23 protein-coding genes and 1 pseudogene are annotated in these 25944 nt (G+C 40.9%); 21 read left to right on the top strand and 3 right to left on the bottom strand.

The features are described 5' to 3' along the window. Positions 1-41 precede the first annotated feature (41 nt). From MK405_RS02665 to MK405_RS02585, 17 genes and pseudogenes are all read left to right on the top strand, one after another. On the top strand, positions 42-446 hold the full coding sequence (locus tag MK405_RS02665; RefSeq protein ID WP_001030857.1) for a hypothetical protein: 405 nt from the start codon (positions 42-44) through the stop codon (positions 444-446). A 132-nt stretch (positions 447-578) separates the two neighbouring features. Continuing rightward, on the top strand, positions 579-1430 hold the full coding sequence (locus MK405_RS02660) for a CbrC family protein (RefSeq protein ID WP_268704260.1): 852 nt from the start codon (positions 579-581) through the stop codon (positions 1428-1430). A gap of 18 nt (positions 1431-1448) precedes the next feature. Next, positions 1449-1930 (top strand): annotated as a pseudogene (locus MK405_RS02655) (hypothetical protein). Positions 1931-1947: 17 nt separating this feature from the next. Then, positions 1948-2502, top strand: a complete 555-nt coding sequence (locus MK405_RS02650; RefSeq protein ID WP_084854237.1) for a hypothetical protein — start codon at positions 1948-1950, stop codon at positions 2500-2502. Between the two features lie 10 nt (positions 2503-2512). After that, the gene (locus tag MK405_RS02645; RefSeq protein WP_033585221.1) at positions 2513-3010 is read left to right on the top strand and encodes a hypothetical protein; all 498 of its coding nucleotides are present in this window, start codon (positions 2513-2515) and stop codon (positions 3008-3010) included. A 48-nt stretch (positions 3011-3058) separates the two neighbouring features. Next, positions 3059-3853, top strand: coding sequence for a DUF4261 domain-containing protein (locus MK405_RS02640; RefSeq protein ID WP_268704259.1), 795 nt, complete (start codon positions 3059-3061; stop codon positions 3851-3853). A gap of 43 nt (positions 3854-3896) precedes the next feature. Then, entirely contained in the window at positions 3897-4364 is a 468-nt protein-coding gene (locus tag MK405_RS02635) for a hypothetical protein (protein ID WP_057489102.1), read from the top strand. Further along, complete coding sequence (locus tag MK405_RS02630; RefSeq protein WP_268704258.1) at positions 4357-5373, top strand: hypothetical protein; 1017 nt, start codon at positions 4357-4359, stop codon at positions 5371-5373. The genes MK405_RS02635 and MK405_RS02630 overlap by 8 nt, the downstream gene beginning before the upstream one ends. 592 nt (positions 5374-5965) lie before the next feature. Then, positions 5966-7426: an aminotransferase class I/II-fold pyridoxal phosphate-dependent enzyme gene (locus MK405_RS02625; protein WP_268704257.1), complete on the top strand. Its 1461-nt coding sequence runs from the start codon at positions 5966-5968 to the stop codon at positions 7424-7426. Beyond that, complete coding sequence (gene speE / locus MK405_RS02620; protein ID WP_268704256.1) at positions 7427-8353, top strand: polyamine aminopropyltransferase; 927 nt, start codon at positions 7427-7429, stop codon at positions 8351-8353. After that, positions 8283-9542, top strand: a complete 1260-nt coding sequence (locus tag MK405_RS02615; protein ID WP_268704255.1) for a saccharopine dehydrogenase family protein — start codon at positions 8283-8285, stop codon at positions 9540-9542. Before speE ends, MK405_RS02615 begins: the two co-directional genes overlap by 71 nt. After that, positions 9542-10669 carry a carboxynorspermidine decarboxylase gene (gene nspC / locus MK405_RS02610; protein WP_268704254.1) on the top strand — a complete coding sequence of 376 codons (1128 nt, stop codon included), beginning with the start codon at positions 9542-9544 and terminating at the stop codon, positions 10667-10669. The genes MK405_RS02615 and nspC overlap by 1 nt, the downstream gene beginning before the upstream one ends. Beyond that, the gene (gene aguA, locus MK405_RS02605; protein WP_268704253.1) at positions 10666-11751 is read left to right on the top strand and encodes an agmatine deiminase; all 1086 of its coding nucleotides are present in this window, start codon (positions 10666-10668) and stop codon (positions 11749-11751) included. Before nspC ends, aguA begins: the two co-directional genes overlap by 4 nt. A 9-nt stretch (positions 11752-11760) precedes the next feature. After that, complete coding sequence (gene aguB / locus MK405_RS02600) at positions 11761-12636, top strand: N-carbamoylputrescine amidase (RefSeq protein ID WP_268704252.1); 876 nt, start codon at positions 11761-11763, stop codon at positions 12634-12636. Positions 12637-12780: 144 nt separating this feature from the next. Next, positions 12781-13518: a TraX family protein gene (locus MK405_RS02595; RefSeq protein ID WP_268704251.1), complete on the top strand. Its 738-nt coding sequence runs from the start codon at positions 12781-12783 to the stop codon at positions 13516-13518. Positions 13519-13624: 106 nt separating this feature from the next. Further along, the gene (locus tag MK405_RS02590; protein WP_268704250.1) at positions 13625-14323 is read left to right on the top strand and encodes a response regulator transcription factor; all 699 of its coding nucleotides are present in this window, start codon (positions 13625-13627) and stop codon (positions 14321-14323) included. Next, positions 14323-15201, top strand: a complete 879-nt coding sequence (locus MK405_RS02585; protein ID WP_268704249.1) for a sensor histidine kinase — start codon at positions 14323-14325, stop codon at positions 15199-15201. The genes MK405_RS02590 and MK405_RS02585 overlap by 1 nt, the downstream gene beginning before the upstream one ends. A gap of 39 nt (positions 15202-15240) precedes the next feature. Here the strand turns inward: MK405_RS02585 and MK405_RS02580 are convergent, their stop codons facing one another. From MK405_RS02580 to MK405_RS02570, 3 genes are all read right to left on the bottom strand, one after another. Then, on the bottom strand, positions 15241-15993 hold the full coding sequence (locus MK405_RS02580) for an ABC transporter permease (RefSeq protein WP_268704248.1): 753 nt from the start codon (positions 15991-15993) through the stop codon (positions 15241-15243). 10 nt (positions 15994-16003) lie between these two features. Beyond that, positions 16004-16912: an ABC transporter ATP-binding protein gene (locus MK405_RS02575; RefSeq protein WP_268704247.1), complete on the bottom strand. Its 909-nt coding sequence runs from the start codon at positions 16910-16912 to the stop codon at positions 16004-16006. A 140-nt stretch (positions 16913-17052) separates the two neighbouring features. Further along, entirely contained in the window at positions 17053-17862 is an 810-nt protein-coding gene (locus MK405_RS02570) for a Cof-type HAD-IIB family hydrolase (RefSeq protein ID WP_268704246.1), read from the bottom strand. A gap of 146 nt (positions 17863-18008) precedes the next feature. Between MK405_RS02570 and MK405_RS02565 the strand changes: the two genes are divergently transcribed. The 4 genes from MK405_RS02565 to addA all read left to right on the top strand — a co-directional run bounded on the left by MK405_RS02565 (position 18009) and on the right by addA (position 25914). Beyond that, positions 18009-18470, top strand: a complete 462-nt coding sequence (locus MK405_RS02565; protein ID WP_268704245.1) for a MarR family winged helix-turn-helix transcriptional regulator — start codon at positions 18009-18011, stop codon at positions 18468-18470. Further along, the gene (locus MK405_RS02560; RefSeq protein WP_268704244.1) at positions 18463-18894 is read left to right on the top strand and encodes an EVE domain-containing protein; all 432 of its coding nucleotides are present in this window, start codon (positions 18463-18465) and stop codon (positions 18892-18894) included. The genes MK405_RS02565 and MK405_RS02560 overlap by 8 nt, the downstream gene beginning before the upstream one ends. A 94-nt stretch (positions 18895-18988) precedes the next feature. After that, positions 18989-22264, top strand: a complete 3276-nt coding sequence (gene rexB / locus MK405_RS02555; protein ID WP_268704243.1) for an ATP-dependent nuclease subunit B — start codon at positions 18989-18991, stop codon at positions 22262-22264. Next, positions 22261-25914 (top strand): helicase-exonuclease AddAB subunit AddA, encoded by a 3654-nt coding sequence (gene addA / locus MK405_RS02550; RefSeq protein WP_268704242.1) that lies wholly within the window; start codon positions 22261-22263, stop codon positions 25912-25914. Before rexB ends, addA begins: the two co-directional genes overlap by 4 nt. Positions 25915-25944 lie beyond the last annotated feature (30 nt).

Below are 25944 nucleotides of genomic sequence, written 5' to 3'. Positions count from 1 at the left end.
ATTAAACATTCCTAAAAGAATAAAACTGCTTGAGGTAATAAATGAACAAAGAAGATTTATTGGCATTATGGAAGGGAATAAGCTGGGAAAAACATGATTCGGGGATCTATTTTCTAGGGCGATATCTAAATAAAGACATAAATATTTATTTTACAGGTTACTGTGAACAGGATTTGGTCTTATTATCAGATGATTTGATGACTAGTTTATATAGAAACTTGGAACACCTTGATAAAAAAGCTCAAAAGGTTATCCATGATAATTGGCCTGATAAAGCAGTTACAGAACTGGAATTAAGGGAGTTAATCTTGGATAAAAGTAGTTCTTATGGCGAATTTGCTCTAGGTTATGATGCCGGTGTCTCTCCAGCTGGATCCCTTTATCTTTTAGTGAAATTCGACAAATATTTTCAAGTTGATAGAGAGCTTGTGTATGAAATTTACTAACTGTCTGACAATAAGAGGTTAAAATCAGGTGATGAAATGAAAGATTTATATAAAGCAATGTTAGGCTTAAATGGTATTGTCCTCGTCACCATTTGTTAATCAGAATTTATCCATGTAAGAAAAGGTAGTCCCATGAATCCATTTCTAGAAAAGTATATTACTTTAAAAAAGCAATACCTAGAACAAGATGGAAATCCTTCAAGTGTTGCAGCCCTTTATGATTTGGCTGATGAATTAGCTAAGTCTGAGGATTTAGAGGCGAAGAAAGTCTTAGTTGACCTCTATGAACAATTGGGTCTCTACACCAGTGCCTATAGCTTATTTACCGAAATCTTAGACAAACCTGATCGAAAACAGATAAAGAAACTGAGCCGTTTACAAGAAATGAATCAGAGTCATGGCGATCGTTTTGCTCTTCCTCGTCCTCTAAGAAAAGAAGAGAAGAAGCAAAGACAGAAGCTATTACAGTCTTTGCCACATTTTATCTATCATCCAGACCCTTTAGCTACAGGTTCATTTGTTGAAGGAGAAGCCAAGGTTTGTCCATCTTGTGGGAAAGAAAGCAATTTTTATTATACCCTTCTACCTTATTGTATCGAAGAGATAGAACATCTCTGCCCAACTTGCATTGCAAACGGTCAAGCAGCTAAAAAATTCGATGCAGAATTTATCCAAGATGCCGAGTGGCAGGGTGAATTGGATCCAGAAAAGAATCAGCTGCTTTTTTGTCAGACCCCAGGATACTCTAGTTGGCAGGGAGAATATTGGCTTTCTTGTTGCCAAGATTACTGTGCTTACTTGGGTACAGTTGGAACTCGTGAATTAAAGGATATGGGAATCGCTGAGCAAGTCTTGGCAGACTATGAAGCGTGTGAAGAATATCAAGAGGTAGAAGACTACTTGGTCAAAGACGGGCCTATCTGTGGTTATTTGTTTAGATGTCTACATTGTCAAAAATACCAGATCTGGGTTGATGCAGATTAAATCGAAATGTGATTAGCTATGAAAATTAAAGAGAAGACTATGGAAGAACTAGAATTATTCGAAGCTGCCTCCAAAGATTTATTTGATACTATGCAGGGATTTAAAGACAATCTATCTGTTCAATTTCCCCTATTAGATAGTGATAACTGGCAGTATGATAAGGGATCGATAAAAGTTGTAAGGCTGATGAGTCAGGATTCAAAAAAAGATGTAGAGTCGGAATCAGCTACAATTTGAAAGTCCCCCTATTAAACGAAGATGCCGAGCAAATCTGGCTACTGTTTAAAGACTGGTTCAATACTAGCAGATTGAGTCAAGTTGAAAGAAATCTTAATAATGAGGATTTGGGAAGATATGTCTTTTCAGCAAGTTCCCCTCTAGGTGATCAGGTAGATTGTTCAATTTATTTACCTAATGAGTGGAATATCCCTCAGATTAGCTTTTCAGGCTATTTAACAGCTCGTTATAGGGCTTGTGATCTTGATAAATTGCGAGAATAAGAAGGAGGTTTTTAGAGATGAGAAAGATTGATTGGGACAAGATAAAAACGCGCTTAGATGCCTTGCTGGTCATTGATGAGTATCGAACAGATCCAAATAAGACCTGGCTTCGATTGATCGTTAAGACTGAGGAAAGCTACGGAATCCGTTACCTTATCGACAACGGTTCTGGTGATTCTCTAGATGTGATCTTTACTGATAAAATGATCCTTATAAAGGGCTTTGATCATGAAAGCAGTTTGAGTCAATTTGCTGTGGATGAGTGGAATCAAGACATCATAGACGGATTTTATAAAGGACTGGATGAAAAGTATCTTTCACTTTATTCAAAAGACCAAAAGGATGAAACAACCTTCTTTATCTGGTATGACGGTCACGCGCATCAACAGACTTACCAAGATCAGGATGGCGGAGAATGGTTGCTTTCTTACCTTTTTGATAGCTTTGAGAGATTTCATGAGTTTGTGACTGACTATTATGAAATTACCGTAGATAAAGATTTACTTAGGAAACTCTACATGGATGGACAACTTTCAGACATAGAAGTAAAGCAATTAATCCAGGAGTGTTAAGAGAGGAATCATGAGAGTGAACTATAAAAATACCCCTGAAAACTATCGAGCTATGGCGGAAATAATCATCCCACCCTTGCTTGATTTACTCAAAAGTTTAACCTTGTTAGAAGAGGAGATTTTTGAGCGTAACAGAGCACTGGATAAGGAAAAAGAAGGCCTTGGCATCCCAGCAAATCAAATTCATCCCAAGTGGAATGAACTTATGGATGACTATTTTCAGAGGCAAATGCAACTTCTAACTGGACGAGTGACTCAAAATTACTTGGAAGGAGGAGTTCGAATTTCTTATAGCTCCCCAAGTGAGTATAACTATGTTAAAAGGAATGATTTTTCTGTAGATTTCATCATGACAAAGGCTGAAGAAGCAAGAGTCATCACCCATTATCAAGAAGCTTTAGAAATGAAGCATCAGTTTGTACTTAGATTGGTGGATGGAAATTGGCTACTTGATGAGAAATTTTACGGTTTTGAGGATGAGGAAACTTGGTATGGTGACTTACTTTGAGTAAGAGAGCTTTGCTTTCCAACTGATATGAGAAAAAGGAGAAGTCCTGTGAATTTTTTAAAAAATCTATTTGCAAGTAAGAAAGAAAAGTCAGAGAAGAAAAAACAACTGAACTTGTCCATGCCTCTCTTCAAAGGCAAGCAGGCCTATTCTTTAGACCAGGTCGTTCAGGAATTGAAATCTCACTGGGCGCTTGAAATTTCTGAAGTTTCTGGGGATGATTCTAGTGCAACATTTGTGATTGATGGTGCTCTCGTTGCGCTGGCTCTAATGGATTTGCCTATCCCAAGTCAAGAATTTGAAGAATTGTATGCCTATTCCTACCTCTGGCAGGATGTTGAGAAGGAAACACAGGAGCACACACAACACGCCATTGTTTCTATTTTGTCTGACAATCTTTCGCCAGTAGAAACTTATTCCTTATTAACTAAAGTCAATGCCTCTATCCTAAAAACTAGTCAATCAGCTATTGGTATTTATCAGGGTTCTACCACCTTGCTCTTGCCCAAAGATCTTTATCTAGACCTAGCTGACCTTTTGAAAGAAGAAATGCTTCCCCTTCAACTCTGGATCTATATGGGGATTATCAATCAAAAAGATAAGACCAGCATTTACACTTATGGTTTGAAAGAGTTTGGAAAAACTGAGATTGAAATCATTGATTCTGTCATGGATAGCGATGACTTATATTATTTTCTCTTGTCTATTCTTCAGTATGTTTTAGGCAGTGATGTCACCTTGAAGGACGGTGAGACCATTGGTTTTTCAGAAGATCAAAAAATCAAAATCACTGAATCAAAAGCCGTCTATTTGGAAGGAAATTCCTTGAAATTAGATGTTTAAACCATGATTTATAATTGAGTGTCCTTCCTAGATTGGGGGTTTTATGAAGCGTGATATAAACAAGTATTATCTCTACCGATTTCTGGTCTATAGATTTGAAAAACTCTCTTGTAAGAACCCAAGTCTCAAGGAAATAAAACCAGAGAACAGAGAAAAAATCGTTTTAGAGGCTACTCGAACTAGTCAAAAGATTATTCTAGTCCTTGGAATTCTTTATGTTTTTCTAAATTCTGCTATGTTCATTTACCTAAGGCTCAATGATTTTCAAAATCCCTTTTTGACTTGGTTTACTGACTACATCGACTATTTAGGGGCACTGATAAACGGAGAATGGGGCGGTAGTTGGCGTCAAAAGAAAGCTAGTTTTTTGATGATTGCTCTAGTGGCTTTACCCATTGTGCTGATAGAAGGCGGCCCCTTCTTCTTGCTGGTTTTATTGATTGGGAATTGGGTACTAAAGAGAAAGATAAGATTTGTGAGAGAACATAAAGGAGTAGAGAGCCATGGCTAGAACGGCGATAATAGGTACTTTAATAGTTTTTGCAATCTTTAATCTGCTACTTGGTCTGGGCTTTTATCTCTTTCTAAAAAAGAGGAAGGAGAATGGGCAGTCATTGTACGAAACGCCTGTAAACCAACAAACTCGAACTGAAAAGCTGGGTCTAGGTGAGATTTTGGTCTACCTGTCCCTGATTGCTATTGCAGGAGTCTTTGCTTTTCAGACCTTAAATAGAGGTGGTGTGGGGAATTCTATTTTAGCCAAAATGATCCTCCTACCTGCTCTAATGGCTCTTTTCAATGCAAGAAAAAGGACTGGAAAGTCTTTACTTGCCCTCCTTATAACTTTGATGGTCTTTCTGGTAGGAGTCATGTTTAATCTCACGATTGGTTTGCCACCTCAAGCACCAATTTTGCAAATTAATGAAAGTAAAATCATTTTAGCAGAAACTAAAGCCAGTGAGCTGATGGATGCTGGTTTTGACATCTATGTAAGACAGGGCGATGGTGGTAGCGACTACGAAGAGCTCCTGACAGATGGCAGTTTCCAAAAGTATCCTGGAGATAAAACAGTTACCATCGAAAAAGGCTTCAGGCTTGATAGCAATGCTGTTCCTTATGCTCCCTATCTCCTAGCAAAAGATGGCATAGTACTGGGCAGTATTTCCTTTTACGGTGCTGAGGACCATGATGTGGCTATAGAAGATTCTAAGGTTATTCAGGTTCGATTTAACAAGGACAGTATTGAGGCAGCGAAAAAACATTCTATTACTTTCAAATTAAATGAACTTGACTTGACTACTAGACTAGATGTTCCGCTTGTTCAAGAAATTTTCAAGAAGCATCTATGGTCAATTCCACCATCAAATACAAGTGATGTCACTCAACTATGGTATGGATTAAAGTGGTCCAGCAACAGTGATTCGCTATTTTGGAATGAGTACTATGGTCTCATCCGCCTAGATGAAAATTATATGATGGCTGATTTTGAACTAGCTGTTCAAGTAGCACGAGATAAGTAGATAAGATTTTGAATAACTGACTATACTTACGATTCAACAAAGGAACTAATCGATTTAGTTCCTGTTTTTGTTTTTTGATTTCAATTTTAAACGGTTTCTTTTTATTGTTGAGTAATATTTCACGAACAAAAAAAGAAATTGTTTAAAAAAGTTTCACAAAATCCTTTACAAGCTCTTATAAACATGGTATAGTTATAAGGCTTAGAAAATGAGATGATGTTTTCTAGCAAATATAAACCCGAGTAAAAAATGCCTACGGACAGGCAGGGTTGAATGCCGAAGCGTGGTTGAAAAGCCACATTATTGATAGGGTTAAAAGCCTACTTTTATAAGTTGATGTTAGGACGCTTGTCCTAATTCATAAATTTTTAGTGTGGTGAAAGCACACGTCATCTTGTGAAACGATCAATAAAGTACGTAATATTTGCTACTAGAGAGTTAGGAAACATCAGGAACAGACATACTCAACAGAAACCAAAATACACACGTCAGAAGATTGCAGAGCAGGTGAAGACCTGCTCTTTTTTCATAAGTCAACCTTTAGTCGCCTCTATCTTCTTGAGGTGCTAAAAATACGGTGAAGGAGTATGTCTTGAAGAAGTTAGATCAAAACCAAGCCCCAATTTACGAGGCCTTGGTCAAACTACGCAAGAAAAGGATTGTTCCCTTTGATGTGCCAGGTCACAAGCGTGGGCGGGGAAATCCGGAACTTGTCGAACTATTAGGAGAAAAATGTGTTGGCATTGATGTCAATTCGATGAAACCCTTGGATAATCTCGGCCATCCTATTTCGATTATTCGGGATGCGGAGGAATTAGCTGCGGATGCTTTTGGTGCAGCGCATGCCTTTCTCATGATTGGTGGGACAACTTCTTCCGTGCAGACCATGATTCTTTCCACCTGTAAGGCAGGAGATAAGATTATTCTGCCACGAAATGTCCACAAATCTGCTATCAATGCGCTGGTTCTATGTGGTGCCATTCCCATCTATATCGAGATGAGTGTGGATCCTAAAATCGGCATTGCTTTAGGTCTTGAAAATGACCGGGCTGCACAAGCTATTAAGGAACATCCAGATGCCAAGGCTATCCTAATCAACAATCCTACCTACTATGGAATTTGTTCGGATCTTAAAAGTTTGACGGAAATGGCCCATGATGCTGGCATGCTTGTTTTAGTGGATGAAGCCCATGGAGCTCATCTGCATTTTACAGATAAATTGCCACTGTCTGCTATGGACGCTGGGGCGGATATGGCAGCAGTTTCCATGCATAAGTCTGGTGGAAGTTTGACCCAAAGTTCCATCCTTCTTATCGGGGAGCAGATGAATCCTGAGTACGTTCGTCAGATTATCAACCTGACCCAGTCTACATCTGCCTCTTACTTGTTGATGGCTAGTTTGGATATTTCTCGACGGAACTTAGCTCTTCGTGGCAAAGAGTCTTTTGAGAAAGTCATTGAGCTATCCGAATACGCTCGTCGTGAAATCAATGCTATCGGTGGTTACTATGCCTACTCAAAAGAGTTAATAGACGGTGTATCTGTTTGTGATTTTGATGTGACCAAGCTGTCCGTTTACACTCAAGGAATTGGGCTAACAGGGATAGAGGTTTATGATCTCTTGCGAGATGAATACGATATTCAGATTGAATTCGGGGATATTGGCAATATATTGGCCTATATTTCCATCGGCGATCGCATCCAAGACATTGAGCGCTTGGTTGGTGCTTTGGCGGATATCAAGAGACTCTACTCAAGAGATGGAAAAGATTTGATTGCTGGAGAATATATCCAGCCCGAGTTGGTGCTGTCTCCACAAGAAGCCTTCTATTCAGAAAGAGAAAGTTTAACCTTGGCTGATTCTGTTGGACATGTCTGTGGGGAATTTGTCATGTGTTATCCTCCAGGGATTCCAATTTTGGCTCCAGGTGAGCGCATTACACGAGACATTGTGGATTATATTCAATTTGCCAAAGAACGTGGTTGCTCCCTCCAAGGGACGGAAGATCCAGAGGTCAATTACATCAATGTCATTGAAAGAAAGGAGAACTAGATGGATTTATGGTTTTCTGAAGTTCATACTCCAGATGTGAAACTGTCCCTGAGAACAGCCAAGCAACTCTACGCTGGTAAAAGTGAATGGCAGGATATCGAAGTATTAGATACGCCAGCTTTCGGAAAGATATTGATTTTAAATGGTCATGTCTTGTTTTCAGATGCAGATGATTTCGTCTACAACGAAATGACCGTTCATGTTCCCATGGCTGTGCATCCTAATCCAAAGAAAGTTTTGGTAATAGGGGGTGGTGACGGTGGTGTCGCCCAAGTTTTGACACTGTACCCAGAATTGGAACAAATCGATATTGTAGAACCTGATGAGATGTTGGTTGAGGTCTGTCGTGAGTATTTCCCAGACTTTGCTGCAGGGCTAGATGATCCTCGTGTTACCATTTACTACCAAAATGGACTACGATTTTTGAGAAACTGTGAGGATGATTACGATATCATCATCAACGATGCGACAGACCCATTTGGACATACGGAAGGTCTCTTTACCAAGGAATTTTACGGTAACAGTTACAGAGCTCTCAAAGAAGACGGTATCATGATCTATCAGCATGGGAGTCCCTTCTTTGACGAGGATGAGTCAGCTTGCCGAAGCATGCACCGCAAGGTCAATCAAGCCTTTCCAATCAGCCGGGTCTATCAGGCTCATATCCCAACCAGTCCAGCTGGCTATTGGTTGTTTGGATTTGCATCGAAAAAATATCACCCTGTTAAAGATTTTGACAAGGAAGGCTGGAAAAAACGCCAGCTTTTCACAGAATACTATACTGCAAACTTACACGTGGGAGCCTTTATGCTACCCAAGTATGTAGAAGACATTTTAGAAGAAGAGGAAGGAAAAAATGAGTCGTTTATTAGTTATTGGATGTGGGGGCGTTGCCCAAGTTGCTATTTCAAAGATTTGCCAAGATAGCGAAACCTTTACAGAGATTATGATTGCTAGCCGCACCAAGTCGAAATGTGATGACTTAAAGGCTAAATTAGAAGGGAAAACAAGTACAAAGATTGAGACAGCTGCCCTTGACGCTGACAAGGTTGAAGAAGTGATTGCTTTGATTGAAAGCTACAAGCCAGAAGCTGTTTTGAACGTAGCACTTCCATATCAAGACTTGACCATTATGGACGCATGTTTGGCGACAGGTGTCCACTATATTGACACAGCCAACTACGAAGCTGAGGACACTGAAGATCCTGAGTGGCGCGCTATCTATGAGAAACGTTGTAAGGAACTTGGCTTTACAACCTACTTTGACTACTCGTGGCAGTGGGCTTATCAGGAGAAATTTAAAGAAGCAGGCTTGACCGCTCTGCTTGGATCTGGCTTTGACCCAGGTGTAACCAGCGTTTTTTCAGCGTACGCCCTTAAACATTATTTTGATGAAATCCACTATATCGACATTCTAGACTGTAATGGTGGAGATCACGGTTATCCATTTGCGACGAATTTTAATCCAGAAATCAATCTCCGCGAGGTTTCTGCGCCAGGTTCTTACTGGGAAGATGGAAAATGGGTAGAAGTCGAAGCTATGTCTATCAAACGTGAGTATGATTTCCCACAAGTTGGACAGAAAGACATGTATCTCCTTCACCATGAAGAAATCGAATCATTAGCTAAGAACATTCCAGGGGTCAAACGGATTCGTTTCTTCATGACCTTTGGTCAATCCTATCTAACGCACATGAAATGCTTGGAAAATGTCGGACTCCTTCGTACGGATACCATTAACTTTAACGGTCAAGAAATTGTGCCAATCCAATTTTTGAAAGCCTTGCTTCCAGATCCAGCCAGCCTTGGTCCACGCACAGTTGGTAAAACCAATATCGGTTGTATCTTTACAGGTGTCAAAGATGGTGTTGAAAAGACCATCTACATCTACAATGTTTGCGACCATCAGGAATGTTACGCCGAAGTTGGTTCACAAGCGATTTCTTACACAACTGGAGTTCCAGCTATGATTGGGACCAAATTAGTGATGAACGGAACTTGGAAACAACCTGGAGTTTACAACCTTGAAGAGTTGGATCCAGATCCATTCATGGAAGCTTTGAATGAGTATGGCTTGCCTTGGGTTGTGGTTGAAAATCCACAAATGGTGGACTAATGAAGTTAGAACAAGTACCAACACCAGCCTATGTCATTGACTTGGCCAAGTTAGAAGCCAATTGCCGTATTTTACAGCAAGTTCAGGAAGAAGCGGGCTGCAAGGTTTTACTAGCTCAGAAAGCTTATTCCCTCTATAAAACCTATCCCTTGATTAGTCAGTATCTGTCAGGTACGACGGCTAGTGGACTCTATGAGGCCAAACTAGCACGAGAAGAATTCCCGGGGGAAGTCCATGTCTTTGCGCCTGCTTTCAAGGAATCAGATATGGAAGAGCTACTGCAAATATCTGACCATATCGTTTTTAACTCCGAGAGACAATTGCGTAAACATGGTGCTCGTTGTCGAGCGGCTGGTATCAGTGTCGGTTTGCGTATCAATCCTCAATGTTCAACCCAAGGAGATCACGCACTCTATGACCCTTGTGCACCAGGTTCTCGGTTTGGAGTTACTTTAGAGAAGATACCGAGTGATTTGCTGGACTTAGTAGATGGTCTTCATTTTCACACACTTTGCGAGCAGGGGGCAGATGATTTAGAGATAACTTTGAAAGCTGTAGAAGCGCAGTTTGGTCCTTATTTACATGAGGTCAAATGGCTCAATATGGGTGGAGGACACCACATAACGAGAGAAGACTACGATGTGGATTTGCTGATTTCTGAAATCAAGCGTATCCGAGAAACTTACAATCTTGAAGTCTATATCGAGCCGGGTGAAGCTATTGCGCTCAATGCGGGTTATCTAGCAACTGAGGTATTGGATATTGTAGAAAATGATATAGAGATCTTGGTTTTAGATGCCTCCGCGACCTGCCATATGCCAGATGTACTTGAAATGCCCTATCGTCCACCTTTGAGAAATGGATTTGAACCGCAGGAAAAAGCCCATACCTATAGACTTTCTTCCAATACCTGTCTGACGGGTGATGTGATTGGTGATTATAGCTTTGAAAATCCAGTTCAAATCGGTGATAGACTTTACTTTGAAGACATGGCAATCTACTCCTTTGTCAAAAATAATACCTTTAACGGTATTGGATTGCCAAGTCTCTATCTTATGGACGAGCAGGGTGACTGTAGCTTAGTCAAAGCCTTTGGCTATCAAGACTTTAAAGGGAGATTATCATGATAGAAACTCCGAAAAAAGCAGGCTATCGTATGCCAGCAGAGTACGAACCCCATCATGGCACCCTCATGATATGGCCGACTCGACCAGGTTCATGGCCTTTTCAAGGAAAGGCTGCAAAAAAAGCATTTAGCCAAATTATCAAGACCATAGCAGAAGGGGAAAGAGTCTATCTTTTGGTGGAGCAGGCCCATCTATCTGAAGCCCAATCCTATCTTGGAGACAAGGTTGTTTATTTAGATATTCCTACTAATGATGCCTGGGCGCGTGATACGGGTCCGACTATTCTCGTCAATGATAAAAGAGAAAAGTTGGCAGTCGATTGGTCTTTCAATGCCTGGGGTGGTGCAGTCGATGGACTCTACCAAGATTATGAAGATGATGACCAAGTAGCCAGTCGCTTTGCTGAGGCGTTGGAAATGCCTGTTTACGATGCTAAACCTTTTGTACTGGAAGGCGGAGCCATACACAACGACGGTCAAGGAACCATTCTTGTGACTGAAAGTTGCCTTCTGAGCGCTGGTCGCAATCCTCATCTCAGTAAAGAGGAAATCGAGAGAAGATTATTGAACTATCTTGGCGCTGAAAAAGTTATCTGGCTTCCTTATGGTATTTATCAGGACGAAACCAATGAACACGTTGATAATGTTGTAGCCTTTGTAGGTCCTGCAGAACTTGTCTTGGCTTGGACAGATGACCAGAACGATCCCCAGTATGCTATGTCTGTAGCTGATTTAGCTCTTTTAGAGAAGGAAACGGATGCAAAAGGTCGTCCCTTCACTATTCATAAATTGCCAATCCCAGCGCTTCATCAAGTTGTAACCGAAGAGGATTTGCCAGGCTACATCTATGAAGAAGGGGAAGAAGAGCGTTATGCAGGTGAACGTCTTGCAGCTTCCTATGTCAATTTTTATATTGCCAACAAGTCTGTCTTAGTGCCCCAGTTTGAGGATGTAAACGACCAAGTGGCCCTAGATATCCTCAGCAAGTGTTTCCCAGACCGTAAAGTTGTCGGAATTCCAGCCAGAGATATTCTATTAGGTGGTGGCAATATCCACTGTATCACCCAACAAATCCCAGAATAGGAGAAAAAGATGAGAAATGTTAGAGTTGCAGCAATCCAGATGCAATGTGCTAAGGATGTAGCAACAAATATCCAAACAGCGGAACGTCTAGTACGTCAAGCTACGGAACAAGGCGCACAAATCATCCTCTTACCCGAGTTGTTTGAACGCCCCTATTTCTGTCAGGAACGCCAGTATAACTACTACCAATATGCTCAGTCAGTGACAGAAAATACCGCCATTCAGCATTTTAAAGTGATTGCTAAGGAACTACAGGTTGTTCTACCGATTAGTTTCTATGAAAAAGATGACAATGTCTTGTATAATTCTATCGCCGTCATTGATGCAGATGGAGAGGTACTAGGCGTTTATCGGAAGACCCATATACCAGATGACCATTATTATCAAGAAAAGTTCTATTTCACGCCTGGTAACACTGGTTTCAAGGTCTGGGATACTCGCTACGCTAAGATTGGGATTGGCATCTGTTGGGATCAATGGTTCCCTGAAACAGCGCGCTGTCTTGCGTTGAATGGGGCAGAATTGCTCTTTTACCCAACCGCTATCGGTTCAGAGCCAATTTTGGATACAGACAGTTGTGGTCACTGGCAACGTACTATGCAAGGGCACGCAGCAGCAAATATTGTCCCGGTCATTGCAGCCAATCGTTACGGTTTGGAAGAAGTCACTCCTAGTGAGGAAAATGGTGGACAAAGTTCCAGTCTTGACTTCTACGGTTCGTCCTTTATGACGGATGAAACAGGAACTATTCTAGAGAAAGCTGAAAGACAAGGTGAAGCTGTTCTGTTAGCGACCTATGACCTTGTCAAGGGAGCAAGTGAACGCCTCAACTGGGGACTGTTTCGTGATAGAAGACCCGAAATGTACCAACGAATTACGGACTAGAAGGTAAATTTTATAATAAACTTTTGATATTCACGCCTGTCTTACAAAAATGTAAGATAGGCTTTTTAAATGTAAGATAGGTGTACGATTATACTCGGAAATGTATGCTATACTCTATGTAGATCAAAAAGAAAGAGGTTTATTATGAAAAAATGGAATGCAACGCAGTTGAAGTATCTGATGGCGGCAGTAATGGTTCTAGACCATATCCCGCATATTACAGGAATCGTTTCTCCTTTGTGGGAAGGTATCTTTCACGCTATGACCCGTTGTGTGGGAGTTTGGTTTGCGTATATGGCTATGGAAGGATTCATCCATACTCGAAATTTGAAAGACTACCTCATCCGCCTTTGGTCTTGGGCACTTATCATGTTTGCTGGAAATAGCCTTCTCAATGCCTTATTTGCATCCAAAGGAGTAATGGTCAATAATAACATTTTCCTGACTTTGGCCATCGGTGTTACCATGCTTTGGCTTGGTTTTCCCAGAAAAGAGCTGGATAAAAAAGAGAAGTTGTGGCGTCGTATTGGGCTTGCTGGGCTCTTGATTTTCGGGTGTCTTTTTACTGAGGGTGGCATCACCATGCTACCATTTCTCTTGATTAGTTACTCTTGTCGAAATCGCAAGGGCTTGCGAAATCTCCTATATGCCTTTCTGTGGGCCTTCTTGTTAGTGACTTCCATCCAAATCTACGACACATGGTACCAAACACTGGAAATGATGCTTTACAATTCTGACTGGCTCTTTATCACCGTATTTCCTTTTATGGCACTTTATAATGGACAGCGAGGAAAAGAAACCAGTTGGAGTAAATATTTCTTTTATATTTTCTACCCAGCTCATCTATGGATTATAACCTTGATTGCTTATTTGGTTAAGTAGATTCAATACTCATTAGCTCCTTCTTGCTTAAAATGTGAGAGGAGCTTTTCTGTATCTGGAATTCACAACAAAACATGTTATAATAGTTTTAGAAAGGACGAGGTTTATGGCGAACATACTTGTAGTTGAAGATAATAATGAAATCCAGGAAATCTTAAGAACCCTTCTTGCAGAGGAACACGAGGTGATCCAAGCCTTTTCTGGTACGGAGGGTATCATGCGATTTGACAAAGGTGGCATCGATCTCGTCTTGCTAGATATCATGCTCCCTGGGAAAAATGGCGACCAAGTCTTGCAAGCTATTCGACAAACTAGTCAGACTCCGGTCATCATGCTTACTGCTTTGGGTGATAAAAAGCTCATCAGCCAATATCTCTTAGATGGTGCCAATGATTATGTAGTAAAACCTTTTGATTTGGACGAAGTCTTTGCCAGAGTCACCGTGCAATTACGCCAAAGTGGTGAACATCAGTCAAGAGATCAAAGAGAAATTGATAACTTCGTACAAAACTTTAAAAATATCCAGTTCGATGCAGATAGTTTTGAAATAAGTAACGCAACTGAAACCATTCGCCTTGCAAAGAAAGAGTGTCAGATTCTCCAAATGTTGCTCCAGTATCCTAAAAAGATCTTCACCAAAGAAGAACTCTATGAATTGATTTGGGAAGAAAGTTACCTGCCTGGAGACAATACGCTCAACACCCATCTAAGCAATCTCCGTAAAAAACTGCATCAACTGGATCCAAATCACGAGTACATCGAAACCATTTGGGGAGTTGGTGTTCGATTAAAAGGAGATAAGTAATGATTTACATTTTGATATCTATATCGCTCCTCATTAACATCATTTTGGCGATTTCTTTGATTCGCTATCATATAGCAATTAGAGATTTAAGCAGACAAATTGAAGAAAAGATTCGCTCTGGTAGCATGAAGAGGATCGGTGTAAATTTCTTTTCAAAGACAATTTTGCGTCTACATAACCAAATTGAGAATCTATTTCAAGAAGTGGAGCAAAACCAGCTAATCATGAAGCGTGAAAAACGCACCCTAGATATGGCAATCAGTAACATTGCTCATGATATTCGGACACCTTTGACAATCGCATCAGGATATACCCAGCAACTAATAAAACACCCCGATAATAGTTCAGAAACCTTAAATAAAATAGCCCATCATCAGGATTTGGTTTCCAAACGTTTGGAAGCTCTTCTTGAATACCGTCATTTGATGGAAGGAGCAGTCAAACCGAAACTGGAAGAGCTTGATTTATCAACTTTTATAACGAAAAAGACTTTAGCCTATTACGATGTTTTTCAGTCATCACATATTGTTCTTGATTTTAACGTTGAACCAGGATTGAAAACGACGACTGATGAGGACTTGCTGGATCGAATTATACAAAACCTGCTTGGAAATGTTCTCAAGCACGGCAAGGAGAAGGCTCGACTTTCTTTGAAAAAGGAAGAAAATAGGCTTGTTTTGGAAATTGATAATCTAGTCAAAAAACCTATCAAGAATATAGACAATCTCAGCAATCGTTTTTATTCTGAAAATATGTCAGATACCGAAGAATCCTCTGGTTTAGGTCTCTATATTACCGAGGAATTAGTTCATCTTCTCGGTTCAGAGATGAAACTAAGCACAGATGATCAGTGGTTGTCGGTTTTCATTTATTTTTAACGAAAAGAAACCTCCTCTATATCCTAGAGGAGGTCCTTTTTATAAGCTTTTCTTCTTGAAAACGGTAAGGCCGCTAAGAGAGAAGAAAAGTATGATAGCGATGCAAACCGTAATGGTATAGAGAACGGATTGACTATCAGCAGTCATGGCATAGGCAAAATTTAAGCTAAGATATCGTAAAATTGCGATATTTGGAAAGATAAGCATTGGCACAGAAAGGATGATAGAGCTGACTAGATAGCCGATAAATACGGCAAGATAGGAGTGAGTCACATAGAGAATGAGGGAAACAATCGAAAGCCAGGCGAGAAGGCAGAGAAATTGAAGGAAAATCGTTAAGAGGAGGTTTGTAATAAAACCATCAGGCATCGTACCAAGTCCGTTTAGTAGAGTTGAGGGAACAAAAGCAATCACAAGGCTGGCGATGAGCTGCAAGAGAGCGATACTTGCTAGTACAAAGGATTTAGCAAGGAAAAATTCTGTACGAGAAACGCCGACTGTCAAACTATTTTTATAAAGCTTACCGATTAGATCAACTCCGAGAACGAGACATGCTAGAACAATGCAGAGAAAAACGAGGTTTGAACCATTGCTAGACGTGTTGATAAGAGCTTGAACGCCGTCCCAACCATGGGTTGGAGTCTCTGGTGGTGTTGTATCTACTGCCATTAGATGTCCTGTAGCACCAATAGTAGCCCCCATTAACATAAGTACAAAGAGAATAAATTCTGTAATCCAGAATCCTTTGGAGCGAAAGAGACGGTAAAAATCTGCTTGAATGGTATGTATCATGATTTTTCTCCTATTCTACCAATTGTGTGAAGTATTCTTCTAGATTTTGACGGGCAAAGTAAATTTCGTCAATAGAGATATCTGCTAAAGTTAGTTGCTTAAGAATCTGTTTGACATCTTGTTCCTGACCAAAGATGTGGATTTCATTTTCTGGATTGACAACCTTGAACTGGAGTTGGATTTGTTCCTTCAATACTTGACAAGCTCTTTCTTTATCGCATGTTCTAAGCACGATATAATCCTCACTTAGTGTTTCAAACTCAGCTTTGCTGATTTCACGGATAATCTTACCTTGATCTAAGATACCAAAGCGATTAGCTAGGAGATAGAGTTCCGATAAGATATGGCTAGAGACGAGAATGGTTATGCCTCTTTCTTGATTGAGACGTTGAATCATCAGACGAAATTCTTTGATTCCAATTGGGTCAAGTCCGTTGATAGGTTCATCTAAGATCAGGAAGTCGGGTTTGGATAGAAGGGCAATAGCGATACCAAGTCTTTGTTTCATTCCTAGCGAGAAATCACGAAAGACTTTTTTTCCTGTATCTGACAAACCAACATATTCCAAGGTCTCATGAATCACCTTATCAGCATTTGGAATATGACGTATCATACAATAATATTTCAGATTTTGATAGGCTGTTAAGTGATTATGAGCTACAGGTGATTCGATAACTGAACCTACTCGAGATAAGGCCTTGGTCCACTCATTTTCCGATTGACTAGAAAAGAGGGAAACAGTTCCTTTATCCGCAAACAGTAGTTGTGTAATGATTTTAATAAGAGTAGTTTTTCCCGCTCCATTTTTTCCAATTAGACCATAAATATCTCCCTCTTTTATCGTTAGACTAAGATCTTGAAGAATGGCTTGTTTACCAAATTCTTTGGTCAGTCCATGAATTTCGAGTACTGTTTTCATGATTTTCTCCTTTAGATTTATTTTTCTAACTTTAGTATAAAGCATAAAAATCAAAGAAAGCTCAAGTATTTCTAAAGAGTTTCTAAAGTTTTAGAAATTATTAAATATCAAAACCCAGTTGACATGAACTGGGCTTCTTCTTATAAAATATACTTCTCAATCGCGCGTGCAACGCCTTCTTCTTCATTGCTGGCTGTAACGTCATTGGCTAAGGATTTGACATGGTCGCTGGCATTTCCCATAGCAATGCCAAGTCCTGCAAACTGAAGCATTTCGATATCGTTATTGGCATCACCCATGGCCATAATCTCTGAGGGCTCGATCTTCAAAATCTCTGCTAGTCGAGAAAGAGCAGTAGCCTTTGTTGTTCCAAGTGGCATGGCTTCATAAATGACAGGTTGCGAACGAACTCCACTGAATCGTTGGCAAAGCTCCTCAGCAAAACGCTCTTCAAAATCATCTGTTTGCTCTTTGGTGCCCAAAAACATCCCTTGAAACATTCGGTACTTGCCACTAGTGGCTTCCTCAAGGGAGATTTCAGTCAGGTCTGAAAAGACTAGCTTGGCATCATTTTGAACGATTTGATTAGGCTTGCCACCGAGAACAAAATAATGTTTCTCATCAAAAAGAGTCAACTGGACATCGCTTTTTTCTGCTAAGTCATAGAGGTATTCAATGTCAGATGGACTGAGTTCTTGCCAGTCAACTAGACTCCAATCACTGGTCTGGTGGGTTGAACAACCGTTATTGACAATGACATACTCATTCTGGAGGTCAAGTCCTAGTTTTTTATAGTAGGGGAGGACACCGAAAAGCGGGCGACCTGTACAGAGAACCAGTTTGACACCTTTTTCAATGGCTTGGTGAATGGCAGTGATGTGGGCTTGCGGGATTTCCTTGGCTTCATTAAGGAGGGTTCCGTCCATATCCAAGGCAAGTAGTTTAATCATAAGACTTCCTTTTCTAGGTGTTTTGCTTTTATTATAGCATATAGACTATAAAATGTCTGACAGAATAGTAACATTCGGCTTTCCTTTTCTTGAAAAAGAAAATAAAATCGTATATAATACGTATACTTAATGTTTTAGGAGAAAAAATGTCAAAGTATCACTTTAATTCAATTTACAAAAATGATGAAACAGAATCTACAGGTCTTCTTTTCATTAAAGTCTATAACAAGTGGGAAAGCAACTTAAAAAGAGTCTTGAAATCAGTTGGTCTCACTTTGCCTCAATTTATCGTTTTAACCTCGCTCTTGTTTTTGTCTAATAGAGAAAAATATGTAACACAAGTTGATATTGCTCGTTTCACAGGTATGGATGTCATGACGGTTTCTCAGATTGACCGGTTACTGGAGAAGAAAAACTACATTAGACGTGATCAACACCCAAAGGATAGTCGTGCAAAACTGGTCTTAGTGATGCAGTCTGGTGTGGAGAAGGTCAATCAAGCCTTACCCTTAGTAGAAGGGGTTGATGAGGAATTTTTTGAAAAACTTTCTAACGATAGAGAAAGTTTTAATCGCATGTTAGCAGAGTTGGAGGATAAAAATGCCTAGATATTGGGTCGGAGTTGTTTCAAAGAATCATGTTTTGAGAGGAGTTGAAGGAAATTTTTGTCAGGTCTGTCATGGAAAGGGCGGCCCCTTAAATCGTATGAAAAAAGGTGACTATCTTTTATACTATAGTCCAAAATACGATATGAATGGTCAAGATAAGTTACAGGCTTTTGTGGCCGTAGGTAAAATTATAGATGACAAAGCCTATCAAGTAGAGCAGTTTGAAGGATTCTTTCCCTTTAGACGAAATGTCGAGTATTATCTACCAGTTAAAGATTGTTACATAGAAATAGCCAGGCAACATCCTGAATGGAGAGACTATACTTCTCGACTTCGTTATGGACATTTTGAAGTTTCCAAAGACTTTTTCCTCTATATCTTTCAGCATATGAAAGTGGATGATGAAGCTTGCTTGATTTGCTAGTTAAATGATTGTTGACAAGAATTTTGGATTTGGACTGTGAAGCGAACTTTGCTATAATAGAGTAAGAAACTTTGAAAAACCAAACGAGGCAGAGATGAAATTACTTTATACTGATATTCGGACTTCTTTGACAGAAATCCTAACGAGAGAGGCGGAAGAGCTAGTTGCTGCTGGCAAGCGGGTTTTCTACATCGCCCCCAACTCTCTTTCTTTTGAAAAGGAACGCGCCGTTCTGGAGTGCTTGTCCCAGCAGGCTTCTTTTGCGATTACTGTCACGCGTTTTGCTCAGATGGCTCGTTACTTGGTTTTAAATGACTTGCCGACTAAAACTAGTCTTGATGACATCGGCCTTGGGATGGCCTTTTATAAATGCCTTGCAGAACTGGATCCCAAAGTCTTACGAGTTTATGGTGCTATTAAACAAGATCCTCAATTTATCCAGCAGTTGGTTGAACTTTATCATGAGATGACGACTGCTCAGATGAACTTTTTAGACTTGGAAAGTTTGACTGATGAGGACAAGAGAGAAGATTTACTCTTGATTTTTGAGAAAGTAACTGCCTATCTCAATCAAAGCCAGTTGGCTCAGGGAAGTCAGTTATCCCATTTGATTGAGGCTATTGAGAATGATAAGGTAAGTAGTGATTTCAGTCAGATTGCATTGGTTATCGACGGTTTTACTCGTTTTTCCGCCGAGGAGGAGTATGTGGTGGATCTGCTCCATCGTAAAGGTGTAGAGATTGTTATTGGGGCTTATGCAAGTAAGAAGGCCTATACCAGTCCGTTCGCTGAAGGCAATCTCTACCAAGCCAGTGTAGAATTTCTCCATCATTTAGCTGCTAAATACCAAACGCCTGCTCAAGATCGTTCTCAGACTCATGAGAAAATGGATAGTTTTGACAAGGCCTCTCGTTTGCTGGAGTCTTCTTATGACTTTTCAGAACTCACTTTGGAAGTCGTTGACAAGGACCGTGAGAATCTGCAAATCTGGTCTTGCTTGACGCAAAAGGAAGAGTTGGAGTTAGTGGCGCGTAGCATCCGTCAGAAATTACATGACAATCCAGACTTGAGTTACAAGCATTTTCGTATTCTGTTAGGAGATGTGGCTTCTTATCAGTTATCCTTAAAGACCATTTTTGACCAGTACCAGATTCCATTCTATCTTGGTAGAAGCGAATCCATGGCTCATCATCCCTTGACCCAGTGTGTGGAGTCAATTTTACGTTTAAAACGCTACCGTTTCCGTCAGGAGGATTTGATAAATCTTCTCAGAACAGGCTTGTATACTGACCTCAGTCAAGCTGATATCGATGCCTTTGAGCAATACCTTCGCTATCTTGGTATCAATGGCTTGCCAGCTTTTCAGCAGACCTTTACCAAATCCCACCACGGAAAATTTGATTTGGAACGTTTGAACGCCATTCGTCTGCGAGTTTTGACTCCTCTTGAAACCTTATTTTCCAGTCGGAAACAGAAGGCTGAAAATCTCTTGCAAAAGTGGACTATTTTTCTAAAAAATGCTGCTTTAAGCAAGCAGATGCAAGGTTTAACATCCACTATGGAAGTCCTAGAGCAGGAAAGACAAGCTGAAGTTTGGAAAGCTTTCTGTCATGTTTTAGAACAATTTGCGACCGTTTTTGATGGTTCACAAGTGAGTCTGGAGGACTTCCTATCCTTACTCCACTCAGGGATGAGTTTATCTCAGTATCGCACTATTCCAGCGACTGTGGACACCGTTCTGGTGCAGAGTTACGATCTGATTGCACCTCTGACCGCTGACTTTGTCTACGGCATTGGGCTGACTCAGGATCATTTACCAAAAATCGCGCAAAACGCCAGTCTGTTAACAGACGAAGAAAGACAAAGCCTAAACCAAGCGACTGAAGAGGGAGCGCAATTACTGATTGCAAGCAGTGAAAATCTCAAGAAAAATCGCTATACCATGCTTTCTTTAGTCAATGCTGCTCGTAAGCAGTTGATTTTGTCAGCACCCAGTCTCCTCAATGAAAGTGAGAGCAAGGAATCGGCCTATCTTCAGGAACTGGTGAGTTTTGGATTTAGCCGGATAGAGAAGAAGATTCATCAAAAAAGTCTGTCTAAGGATGATATGGGTTCTTATCACAGTCTCTTGTCTAGTCTAGTTGCCTATCACCAGCAGGGCGAGACGAGTGATACTGAGCAAGATTTGACCTTTGTCAAGGTTCTGGCGCGTGTCATGGGAAAAAAACTTGATCAGCAAGGTTTGGCCAATCCTGCCCTCCCAACCAGTCCAATCAGCAAGCCTTTAGCTAGGGAAACCTTGCAGGCTCTCTATCCCGCTGACAAGGAGTTTTACCTGTCTACGTCTGGTTTGACAGAGTTTTACCGCAATGAATACAGTTATTTCCTCCGTTATGTCTTAGGTTTGCAGGAAGAAGTGCGTCTGCGTCCGGATGCCCGCAGTCATGGTAATTTCTTGCATCGTATTTTTGAACGTGCCTTGAAACTGCCTGATGAAGATTCCTTTGATCAGCGTTTGGAACAAGCCATTAAGGAAACCAGCCAAGAACGCGAATTTGAGGCTATTTATCAGGAAAGTTTGGAAGCCAAGTTTACCAAGGAAGTTCTGCTTGATGTTGCGCGAACTACGGGCCACACCCTACGTCATAATCCAGCCATCGAAACCATCCAAGAGGAGGCAACATTTGGTGGTAAAGATCAAGCCTTTATTCAATTGGATAATGGACGGAGTGTCCATGTGCGAGGCAAGGTTGACCGCATTGACCGCCTGAAAGCTGATGGAGCGCTAGGAGTGGTGGACTACAAGTCTAGTCTGACCCAGTTCCAGTTTCCTCATTTCTTCAATGGGCTTAATTCCCAGTTGCCAACCTATCTTGCTGCCCTAAAAAGAGAAGGGGAGCAGAACTTTTTTGGCGCTATGTACTTGGAAATGGCTGAACCCGTCCAATCTCTCTTGACCGTTAAGAGTTTGGCTGGAGCAGTAGCAGAAGCCAGCAAGTCTATGAAATACCAGGGACTCTTTTTAGAGAAAGAAAGCAGTCATTTGGGCGAATTTTACAATAAAAACAAGGCCAACCAGCTGACTGATGAGGAGTTTCAGCTCTTATTGGACTACAATGCCCATCTTTACAAGAAGGCTGCTGAAAAGATTCTAGAAGGCCAGTTCGCCATCAATCCATACACAGAGAATGGCAGAAGTATTGCCCCGTACGTTCAGCAACACCAAGCCATTACAGGATTTGAAGCCAATTACCATTTGGGTCAAGCCCGTTTCCTAGAAAAGTTAGACCTAGCCGATGGCAAGCGTTTGGTCGGAGAAAAACTCAAGCAAGCTTGGTTTGAGAAAATGAGAGAGGAGTTGAACCGATGAAGCCCGTTTCCTTTTTAACTGAGGAAGAGATTCAAAAATTGCAAGAAGCAGAAGCAAATTCGAACAAGGAACAGAAGAAAACAGCCGAACAAATCGAAGCCATTTATACTGCTGGGCAAAATATCCTTGTCTCAGCGTCTGCTGGTTCTGGAAAGACCTTCGTTATGGCAGAGCGCATTCTGGACCAATTAGCACGTGGTGTAGAAATCAGTCAACTCTTTATCTCAACCTTTACTGTCAAGGCTGCTACCGAACTCAAGGAACGTTTGGAGAAAAAAATCAGCCAGCAAATCCAAGAAACCGATGATGTTGATCTCAAACAACACTTGGGAAGACAGTTGGCTGACCTACCAAACGCGGCCATCGGAACTATGGACTCCTTCACACAAAAATTCCTCGGTAAACATGGCTACCTGATTGATATCGCACCCAATTTTCGTATTCTACAAAATGAAAGCGAACAGTTAATACTCAAAAATGAAGTTTTTCATCAGGTGTTTGAAGAGCATTACCAAGGTGAAAATAAAGAGAAATTTAGCCGTTTGGTGAAGAACTTTGCCGGACGTGGCAAGGATGAACGAGGTCTGCGCCAGCAAGTCTACAAAATCTATGATTTTCTTCAATCCACCAGTAGCCCCCAAAAATGGCTAAGCGACTCTTTTCTCAAAGGGTTTGAAGAAGCTGACTTTGCAATTGAAAAAGACAAACTGACCGATCAAATCAAGCAAGCGCTTTGGGACTTGGAAAGTTTTTTCCGTTATCATCTGGATAATGATGCTAAGGAGTTTCCAAACGCTGCCTATTTAGAAGCTGTTCAAGATGTTTTGGATGAAATTGGCTCCTTAAATCAAGAGTCCGATAGTCTGGCTTATCAAGAAGTGCTTGCTCGTATTGTCGCCATCTCTAAGGAGAAAAATGGTCGGGCTCTAGCTAACTCTAGTCGAAAGGCTGATTTGAAGCCACTGGCAGATGCCTACAATGAGGAGAGAAAGTCCCAGTTTGCTAAACTAGGACAACTGGCGGACCAGATAACGGTTCTCGACTACCAAGAGCGTTATCATGAAGACACCTGGGATCTAGCTAAAATCTTCCAAACCTTTATGAGTGATTTTGTGGAAGCTTATCGAGAACGTAAACGCCAGGAAAATGCTTTTGAATTTGCTGATATCAGTCATTACACCATTGAGATTTTAGAGAATTTCCCACAAGTTCGCGAGACTTATCAAGAGAGATTTCATGAAGTCATGGTCGATGAGTATCAGGATACCAACCACATTCAAGAACGGATGCTAGAATTGCTGTCGAATGGTCACAATCGCTTTATGGTGGGAGATATCAAGCAGTCCATCTACCGTTTCCGTCAGGCAGACCCGCAGATTTTCAATGAAAAATTCCAACGCTATGCGCAAAATCCTCAAGAAGGCAAGTTGATTCTCCTCAAGGAAAATTTCCGTAGTAGTTCAGAAGTGCTGTCTGCAACCAATGATGTTTTTGCGCGCCTTATGGACCAAGAGGTCGGCGAAATTAACTATGACAGCATGCACCAGCTTGTTTTTGCCAATACCAAACTAACTCCCAATCCTGAGAACAAGGCAGAATTTCTTCTCTACGATAAGGACGACAGTGAGCAAGAGGACGAAGAGAGCCAAGTAGAAACAAAACTAACAGGTGAAATGCGCTTAGTCATCAAGGAAATCTTGAAACTTCATCAGGAAAAAGGTGTTGCTTTTAAAGAAATCGCACTTTTGACCTCCAGTCGCAGTCGTAATGATCAGATTCTCCTTGCCTTGTCTGAATACGGGATACCTGTCACAACCGACGGAAAACAAAATAATTACCTCCAATCTCTAGAAGTGCAAGTCATGCTCGACACTCTTCGTGTCATCCACAATCCTCTGCAAGACTATGCCTTGGTTGCCCTTATGAAGTCTCCAATGTTTGGTTTTGATGAGGACGAGCTGGCACGTTTGTCCCTTCAGAAAGCAGCTGATAAAGTCCAAGAGAATCTTTATGAGAAACTGCTTCATGCTCAAAAACAAGCAGCTGAACGGAAAGAGTTAATTTACAAAGCTTTAGAGGAAAAACTAAATCAATTCATGGATATCTTGGATTCTTGGCGCTTATATGCTAAAACCCACTCCCTTTATGACTTGATTTGGAAGATTTACAACGAACGTTTTTATTATGACTATGTTGGGGCTTTGCCGAACGGACCTGCTAGACAGGCCAATCTCTATGCCCTAGCGCTACGTGCTGACCAGTTTGAAAAGAGTAATTTCAAGGGCTTGTCGCGTTTTATACGTATGATTGACCAAGTACTAGAAGCCCAGCATGACCTCGCAAGCGTAGCAGTAGCTCCGCCTAAGGATGCGGTAGAACTTATGACCATTCACAAGAGTAAAGGTCTGGAGTTTCCTTATGTCTTTATCCTCAACATGGATCAGGACTTCAACAAGCAAGACTCGATGTCAGAAGTTATTCTCAGTCGTCAGAATGGACTTGGTGTCAAATACATTGCCAAAGTGGAAACAGGAGCAGTGGAAGCACACTATCCTAAAACCATCAAACTCTCCATTCCTAGCCTAACTTATACGCAGAATGAGAAAGAACTGCAATTGGCTAGCTATTCAGAGCAGATGCGTTTGCTGTATGTTGCCATGACGAGGACTGAGAAAAAGCTCTATCTTGTCGGTAAGGGTTCTCGTGAAAAGCTAGAAGCCAAGGAATACCCGGCAGCAAATAACGGAAAATTAGATAGCAATACCAGACTGCAAGCAAGAAATTTCCAAGATTGGATCTGGGCTATCAGCAAAGTATTTGCCAAGGACAATCTCAACTTTAGCTATCGTTTTATTGGTGAAGACCAGTTGACTAGAGAAGCTATCGGAGAATTGGAAAATAAGAGCCCTCTACAAGATAGCTCTCAAGCAGACAATCGCCAGTCAGAAACTATCAAAGAAGCTCTTGAAATGCTAAAAGAAGTAGAAGTCTATAATACGCTGCACCGCGCAGCCATTGAACTACCAAGTGTTCAAACTCCAAGCCAAATCAAGAAATTCTACGAACCCGTTATGGATATGGAAGGGGTAGAAATTACTAACCAAACTCAATCACCGGAGAAGCAAATCAGCTTTGATTTACCAGATTTTTCAACCAAAGAAAAGGTAACTGGAGCTGAGATTGGTAGTGCCACTCATGAACTTATGCAGAGAATTGACCTTAGTCAGCAACCAACACTTGCTAGTCTAACAGAAACTCTCAAACAAGTTCAAGCTAGTCCAGCTGCTAGAGACAAGATCAATCTTTCTAAAATCCTAGCATTCTTTGATACAGCACTTGGTCAGGAAATTCTCGCTAATACCAGCCATCTTTACCGCGAGCAACCTTTCTCCATGCTCAAAAAAGATCAAAAGAGTCAGGAAGACTTCGTTGTCCGTGGAATCTTGGATGGCTATCTGCTTTATGAGGATCGCATCGTTCTTTTCGACTACAAAACAGACCGTTACGATCAACCAAGTCAACTCATAGACCGCTATCGTGGTCAGTTAGCCTTATACGGAGAGGCTTTATCTAGAGCCTATTCGATTGAAAACATAGAAAAATACTTGATTTTGCTCGGCAAAGATGAGGTTCAAGTTGTAAAAGTATAATTTATACTCTTCGAAAATCTCTTCAAACCA

This window comes from Streptococcus oralis (assembly GCF_026782345.1).
In the GTDB taxonomy this organism is placed as follows: Bacteria; Bacillota; Bacilli; order Lactobacillales; family Streptococcaceae; genus Streptococcus; species Streptococcus oralis_CK.
This window is presented reverse-complemented; position numbering and strand designations above follow the sequence as displayed.